The organism is Streptomyces sp. MUM 203J, from assembly GCF_022414595.1.
In the GTDB taxonomy this organism is placed as follows: domain Bacteria; phylum Actinomycetota; class Actinomycetes; order Streptomycetales; family Streptomycetaceae; genus Streptomyces.
The window spans coordinates 1-6,937 of sequence record NZ_JADWYO010000114.1 but is presented as its reverse complement, the minus strand read 5'-3'; the positions used below and the strand labels follow the sequence as shown (position 1 = coordinate 6,937).

Genomic DNA, 6,937 nt, shown 5'->3' with positions numbered 1-6,937 from the left:
CCCCGGTGGCGGCCGCGCCGGGTGTGCGGTGGCGGCGGCAGTGGGCGCGGGCGCGGCGGGCCAGCTCGGCGCGCTGTGGGCGGGGGAGCCGGGCGGAGGCGCGGAACAGCGCGGCCAGGTCGTCCGCCATGCGCCCGAAGAGCGGAGCCCGCCAGCGGTGCAGGGCGGGGCGCTCGTCGACGTACGCGAAGAGCCGCTCGTACTGGTCGAAGAGGTCGGAGGGGCGGCGGCTCGTCCGGTCCCGCCTGGGGTGTTGGCCGACGCAGACGCGGTCCAGCGTGGCCAGCGACCCGGCGGCCATCAGGACCGGGTACGTCCATGGCACATGCTCGTGGTCGCCGGGCGGGAAGCGCAGGCCCTCCCGTTCCAGGAACTCCCTGCTGTACGCCGCGCTGCACGCCGCCGGGGCCCGCAGCAGGCCCGGCCGGTCGGCGAGTGTGAACGGGGCGGGTCCGGTCTGTGCCAGGAGCCGCCGCCCGGGGCCGGGCTGCGGGGTGCCAGCCCAGGGCACCCGGGCGTGGCCGAAGAGCAGCGCGTCGGGGGAGCCGGTCTCCTTGAGCCGGTCCGCGATCGTCTGGAGGGCGTCCGGCAGGAGGGTGTCGGCGGCGTCGAGGAACAGCACGTAGTCGCCGGTGGCCCGGTCCAGCCCGGTGTTGCGGGCGGGGCCCGCACCGCCCGGGTGCCCCGGCCCGTCCGCCGGGGCGCGCAGGGTGACGACCCGCCGGTCCCGGGCGGCCACCTCGTCGACGAGGGAGGCGCAGTCGTCGGGGGAGCCGTCGAGCGCGCCTTCGCGGGAGCCGTGGGAGCCGAAGGGGGAGCCTGCGGCGCAGCCGCTGTCGACGGCGATCAGCTCCAGGTCCTCGAACGGCTGGGAGAGCACCGACTCCAGGCACGCGTGCAGGCGTGACCGGGCATGACAGGCGGGGACGATGACGCTGAACCGGGGCATGGCCCGGGAACGCCGACCGCACCGGGCGGGTTACGCACACGGCGGCAACCGGGCGAACGCCGGGAGCGGGCCGCCCGGAATCACCGGCCCCGGACGCGTTCGGCCAGGTGATCCGGGACGTACAGAACTTGACTCCGCGTCAGTTCCTGGCGGCCCCGTCACACTGTCCCGCGCCCCCGCACCGTCCCGTGACGCGCCCGCGCACGGTCACGCGAGGTTGGTACGGATCACGTCGGACGGTCTGCCGACGACGATCGCCGGCCGCATGGGCTCGATGGTCCCGGCCGGGCACGGGTCCTGGCTCCTCGCCGGGCCCAGCACCGTGAACGCGTCGGATCCGCCGGAGGCGCAGGGCACCTCCCGGGCGGCGGCCGTGACGCAGTCCCCCTTCACCGGCTCCCCGCCGCCCGCGCCCGCGTCGCCGGGTGCCCGTCGGACAGGTCCGTCCGCGCACGGTCTTGCCGGGACGCCCGCCCTCGCCGGACTGCCCGGACCTCGCACTGACCCGGATGCATCAGGCCGGTGCCCGCCGGGCACCGGACGGCGTCCGGAAGGACGCCCGCGGGCCGGGTCTCCAGCGCCTCGGACGCGGTGGCGGGTCGTCGCAGCCGTACGCCCCGAAGCCGTCCGGCCGCCGCTCCGGCCCCGGACCGCCGTGGTCCCCGACCTTCCAGGGGCCGCTCTTGCCGCCCGACGTCTCCGGCGAGGCCGGCGGGGAGGGGGACTCCGGGGACGACGGCGGCGAGCCGCCGTCGTCCCCGGACAGCGGCGAAGCGCGGTACCCCCGGACGGGCGTCACGGCGATGACGCCCGGCACCGGCAGGCGGCTCCAGGCCGCGCTCGGCCGCCGTGGAACGGGTGAACGGCCATGCACGGCCAGGGCTGACGCTCCTCGTACCCGGCCGGTGACGCCGCTTCCCGGGCCGGTGACGCGCGACGCGCGGATCGTGACCTGACACCGTGGGCGCGCCCGTGGTTCCGGCGCCCGCTCACTTCACCGCACCCGCCATCACCCCCGACACGAACTGCCGCTGGAACGCGAAGAAGACCGCCAGCGGGATCAGCATCGACACGAACGCGCCCGGCGCGAGGACGTCGATGTTGTTGCCGAACTGGCGGACCTGCTGTTGCAGGGCAACCGTGACCGGCGGCGACCCGGAGTCCGCGAAGATCAGGGCGATCAGCATGTCGTTCCACACCCACAGGAACTGGAAGATGCCCAGTGACGCGATGGCCGGGCCGCCCAGCGGGAGGACCACCCGGGCGAACAGCCGGATCTCGCCCGCCCCGTCCAGGCGGGCCGCCTCCAGCAGCTCCCGGGGGATCTCCGCGAAGAAGTTGCGCAACAGGAAGATCGCGAAGGGCAGACCGAAGGCCGTGTGGAAGAGGACGACGCCGAGCGTCGTCTCGAACAGGCCGATCCGCCCGAACAGTTTCGACACCGGCACCAGCGCCACCTGCACCGGCACCACCAGCAGCCCCACCACCGCGAGGAACCACCAGTCGCGGCCGGGGAAGTCCATCCACGCGAAGGCGTAGCCCGCGAGGGAGCCGATGACCACGACCAGGACGGTCGCGGGAACGGTGATCAGGACCGTGGAGAGGAGGGAGCCGGTGATGGTCTCGTCGGCCAGGAGAGAGGTGTAGTTGTCGAGGGTGAGCCGGGCGGGGGCGGTGGCGGCCTTCCACCAGCCGCTGGAGCTGATGTCGGCGGGGGAGCGGAGGGAGGAGAGCAGCAGGCCCACCGTGGGGAGGAGCCAGAACAGCGCCACGGCGATCAGGAAGACCTGCGCGGCGCCGGAGGCGAGGCGGGTCGCGAGGCGGGAGGCCAGGGGGCGCCGGGGTGCGCTCATCGCCGCGTCTCCCTTCTGATCCTGCGGATGTTGAAGAACATCACCGGGATCACCAGCAACAGCAGCAGCACCGCGATGGCGCTGCCCACGCCCAGGTGCGCGTCCGTGCCGAACGACGAGCGGTACAGCTGGAGCGCCAGCACGTTCGCGTCGTCCTGGACGGAGCCCGGCGCGATGATGAACACCAGGTCGAAGATCTTCAGCACGTTGATCATCAGGGTCACCAGGACCACCGCCAGCACCGGCGCCAGCAGCGGGACCGTCACCCGGCGGAACACCTGCCACTCGTTCGCGCCGTCCACCCGCGCCGCCTCCAGCAGTTCGCGCGGCAGCCCGGCGAGGCCCGCCGCGATGAGGACCATCGCGAACCCCGCCCACATCCACACGTAGCTGCCGATGATCGCGGGCGTGACCAGCGTCGGCCCCAGCCAGTCCACCCCGTTGTACGGCTCCCGGAAGTTGGACTCCGGCAGCCGCAGGAATGTGCCCTCGGCGGCGGCGGGAAGCGTGAACGTGCCGTCCGCCGCGACCGTCGCCGTGGCGACGACCCGGCCGTCCCCGACCGCCTCGACCTTCAGGCCCTTGAGGCCCGGCTCCCGCGCGTCGATCGTGTTGGGGGTGCCCCCGCCGCCGCGCGTGAAGTCCAGCCAGGCGGTGCCCGTGATCCGGTCCGGGGCGGTCGGGGCGGGGCGCGCCGGGCGGGCGTCGGCGGGCATGTCGCCCGGGGCGACGCCCACCAGCGGCAGCAGCACCGGGCTGCCCGCCCGTACCGGCTCCTTCGTGACGTACGCGCCGCCGCCCGCCGCCTCCAGCGGATGCACGGGCAGCGGCCTCGCCTTCGGATACGCCGCCGACTCGCTGAACGTGTCGTGGACGCCCACCCACACCGCGTTCGCCACACCCCGGTCCGGGTCCTGCTCGTAGACCAGCCGGAAGATGATCCCCGCAGCCAGCATCGAGACCGCCATCGGCATGAACACGATCAGCTTGAACGCCGTGCCCCACCGCACCCGTTCCGTCAGCACGGCGAAGACCAGCCCGAGGGCGGTGGCGACGGCCGGTGCCACGACGACCCACACCAGGTTGTTCCGCACGGCCGTCAGGATCGTGTCGTCGGTGAAGATCTCGACGTAGTTGTCCAGCCCCGCGAAGCCCGTGCCCGCGCGGTCGAAGAACGACCGGTGGAGCGAGTAGCCGATGGGGTAGACGACGAGCGCGCCGAGCAGCACCAGAGCGGGGAGGAGGAAGGCCGCGGCCATCAGGCGGCGGGTGCCCGTCACCCGGCGTGGCCGCCCCGGCCCCCCTCGCGCCGCCTTCGGGAGAGCGGTCGCCACGGCGTCAGCCCTCGTTCTTGTACGCCTTGGCCGCGTCGGCCTCCAGCCGCGCCTGCGTCCCGGCAACGTCCCCCGGGTTCTTCAGGAAGTCCTGGAGCGCCTTCCACTCGCCCTTCCCGGGCGTCCCGCCGAACGACTGCGGGGCCTGGTCCGACATGTCGAAGCGGAAGGAGTCGCCCGCCTCGATCAGGGCCTTCGCGATGTTCCGCTGGACCTCGTTCGGGTAGGAGGCGGGGTCGAGCGACCTGTTGGGCGAGAGGTAGCCGCCCTCCCCCGCCCACACGGCCGCCGCGTCCGGGGACGCCAGGAACGTCATCAGGGCCTGCGCGGCGGGGTTGTCCGTCAGTGCCACGGCGACATCGCCGCCGGTCACCACCGGGGGTTCGCCGCCGACCGCCGGGAAGGGGAACACCTTCGCGTCCGTCCCGATCTCCGCGTCGGTCTGGGCGATGTTCACCGACACGAAGTCGCCCTCGAAGACCATGGCCGCCTTCGGCTGGTCGCCGCCGGTGAACGTCTGGGTGACGGAGGCCGGGAACTCGGTCTGGAGCGCCCCGTCGGCGCCGCCCGCGATCAGCTCCGGCCTGCCGAACAGCTCCGCGAGGGTGGTCAGCGCACGGGTGACGGACTCGTCCGTCCACGGGATCTCGTGCCGCGCGAGCCGGTCGTACTTCTCCGGGCCGGCCTGGGAGAGGTAGACGTTCTCGAACCAGTCCGTCAGCGTCCAGCCGTCGGCGCCGCCGACGGAGACCGGTGTGACGCCGGAGGCGGAGATGGTCTCGGCCGTGGACAGGAACTCCTGCCAGGTCTTCGGCTCGGTCACGCCCGCGTTGTCGAAGACGGTGGTGTTGTACCAGACGAGGGACTTGTTGGCGGCCTTGAAGTACACGCCGTACTGGGTGCCGTCGACGGCACCCAGCCGCTGCCAGCCCGTGGAGTAGTTCTTCTCGATCTGCGCCCGGGTCCCCGCGCCCGCCGGCTTGGCCCAGCCGCGGTCCACGGCCTCGTGGAGGGCGCCCACCTGCTGGAGCATCGCCACGTCGGGCGGGGCCTGGCCCTCGATCTTCGTGCCGATGTAGTTGAGCATGGCGTCCTGGGTGGGGACGTAGCTCACCTTCGCGCCGGTGCGGCGCTCGAACTCCTTCAGGACCTTGGTGAACGCGTCCTGTTCGGGGCCGGTCCAGACGGCGACGACCTGGAGCTGCTGGCCGTCGAGCTTCGGTAACTCGACGGTCGTGGCCGCGGGGGGCCTGCTGCTGTCCCCGTCCTCGCCGCCGGTGCCGTCGCCGCTGCCGCCGCAGCCCGAGAGGGCCAGGGCTCCGGCAGTGGTGAGGGCCAGAACAGCCTTTCTCGTGTGCTGAGTTGTCCGCATCGCTACCCCGTTTCTCCGGTGTGCGTGCTGTGCGTCGTCCTCGTCTGTTGCTTCTCCCCAACCCCGCCCCTCCCCGAAACGGGAGCGCGCCCCGGCCCCCTGCTGCCGCTCCCGTCCGGCGCCCGTGCCCACGGGTGCCGGACGGGCCGGGAACGAGGGCCCGCGCTCCGGTCCCTCCGCTGCTCCCGGGCTGGTCCTGGGCCGCGTCCGGCCTCGCTGCTCCCGAAGCCCCGCGCAGGAGCTCCTGCCGGTGCGCCCCTCAGACGCCCGTCCGGCCCGAGGAGCGGATCCCCGGCCTCTCCGGGGTGCACGGAACGGGGCTGGCGGCGCCCCGATTCCGGGAGGAGAAGGCGGTCGGGCGGGCCTACCTGGGCGTCGGGTCCGGCGCCAGGGGCGCGACCGGGTCGGCCTCCACCGAGCGTGCCGCCCGGTCCAGCGCGCTGGCCAGGAGGGCCAGATCCGTGGGGCCGTTGCCCAGCTCGCGGACGGGGCGGCGGGTCGGGGGGTCGCCCATGCGCGCCCACTCCAGAGGGACGACGGTGGGGCGCAGAGTGGACGTGCGCGGGATGCGGCCCGTGACGCGGCCCGACTGGAAGGGTGTCGCCGGGCGCCCGTCCTCGTGGGTCAGGCGGCCCCTGCCCGGTGCCGGATCGTCCGGGCCCGGGGAGGGCGCCGGGGCGTCCAGGAGGACACGCAGCCGGGCCCGGCGGGCCGCCTCCGTGGCGGCCGTGCGGTCCGGGCGGGCCGTCGCCGCGACCAGATGGACGCCCAGCCGCTCCCCGTCCCGGGCCACCGCCTCCAGGGCCCGTACGACCGAACCGGCGGCCGGACGTCCGGGGCTGCCCAGCGCGGGGGCCACGAGGGCGTCCAGGTCGTCGACGAGGACGACGAGGCGGGGCAACAGGGGCCGGGCGGGGTCCGCGGGCTCCGGCTCCGGGGTCCGCGGGGCCACCACCCTGGGCCGCTGCGCAGCCGGGTCCGGCAGCTCCGCCCGACGCTTCAGTTCCGCGCCCAGCGCCTGGGCGAACGCCCGCATCCGCACCGGGTCGGACGCCACCAGGTGCCCGGCCGCATGCGGCAGTTCCGTGCACGGGCCGAGCCCCTCGCCGCGCTCCCCGCCCGCGCCGTCCACCAGCAGCAGCCACAGCCGGTCCGGCCGGGCCGACGCCGCCAGGGACGCCGCGACGGACCGCAGCAGTTCGGTGCGGCCACTGCCCGCCGGGCCCTCCACGAGCAGGTGCGGGCCCTCCCGCGTCAGGTCCACCTGGAGCGGCCCGTGCGGCCCCCGCCCCAGCACGGCCGTGCCGTCCGGCGCCGACGCCCACCGCGCCATCAGGGACGCCGGGGTGGCCCGGGCCAGCTCCAGCTCGTCGAGCAGCCGGGCCGTGCGCGGCAGCGCCGTCGCCGCCCTGCCGTGCGCCCCCGGCCC

General features: G+C 74.8%; 6 protein-coding genes. All 6 read right to left on the bottom strand.

The features are described from left to right. A partial coding sequence (locus I3F58_RS28940; RefSeq protein ID WP_240111679.1) for a glycosyltransferase family 2 protein occupies positions 1–949 on the bottom strand: 949 nt, incomplete at its 3' end. A 207-nt stretch (positions 950–1,156) separates the two neighbouring features. Next, positions 1,157–1,342: a hypothetical protein gene (locus I3F58_RS28935; protein ID WP_240111678.1), complete on the bottom strand. Its 186-nt coding sequence runs from the start codon at positions 1,340–1,342 to the stop codon at positions 1,157–1,159. 596 nt (positions 1,343–1,938) lie between these two features. Beyond that, positions 1,939–2,802, bottom strand: coding sequence for a carbohydrate ABC transporter permease (locus I3F58_RS28930; protein WP_240111677.1), 864 nt, complete (start codon positions 2,800–2,802; stop codon positions 1,939–1,941). Continuing rightward, the gene (locus I3F58_RS28925) at positions 2,799–4,136 is read right to left on the bottom strand and encodes a carbohydrate ABC transporter permease (protein ID WP_240111676.1); all 1,338 of its coding nucleotides are present in this window, start codon (positions 4,134–4,136) and stop codon (positions 2,799–2,801) included. The genes I3F58_RS28930 and I3F58_RS28925 overlap by 4 nt, the downstream gene beginning before the upstream one ends. Positions 4,137–4,140: 4 nt before the next feature. Then, positions 4,141–5,508, bottom strand: coding sequence for an ABC transporter substrate-binding protein (locus I3F58_RS28920; protein WP_240111675.1), 1,368 nt, complete (start codon positions 5,506–5,508; stop codon positions 4,141–4,143). Positions 5,509–5,872: 364 nt separating this feature from the next. After that, a partial coding sequence (locus tag I3F58_RS28915) for an FtsK/SpoIIIE domain-containing protein (protein WP_275679048.1) occupies positions 5,873–6,937 on the bottom strand: 1,065 nt, incomplete at its 5' end.